At 38.5% G+C, this 260-nt stretch carries 1 protein-coding gene; it reads left to right on the top strand.

Annotated elements, in window-relative coordinates; all coding sequences use genetic code 11:
* Positions 1-260, top strand: a 260-nt coding sequence (locus Q1A46_RS20835; protein ID WP_299683590.1) for a hypothetical protein, incomplete at both ends; no start/stop codon positions are given.

The following is a 260-nucleotide window of genomic DNA, read 5'->3' on the forward strand; positions in this document are numbered from 1 at the left end:
GAATTCACAGCAAGCGCAGTTGGTTCAGCAGTTTCATGTAATGGAGATACAGATGGAGAGATTACTATAACAGCTACTAACTTTGGAGCTTCATTTGAATATAATATTGATGGAGCAGGTTGGGTAACAGGAAATACAACAAGTCCATTAACGGTAGCGACTACATTAGGAGCAGGAAACTACACAGTTGAAGTTCGTTCATCTACAGTTTCATCAGCAGGAGCACAATGTGTTGTTACTGTAAATAATGTAAGTATAAC

The organism is uncultured Tenacibaculum sp., assembly GCF_947502995.1.
Lineage (GTDB): Bacteria > Bacteroidota > Bacteroidia > Flavobacteriales > Flavobacteriaceae > Polaribacter.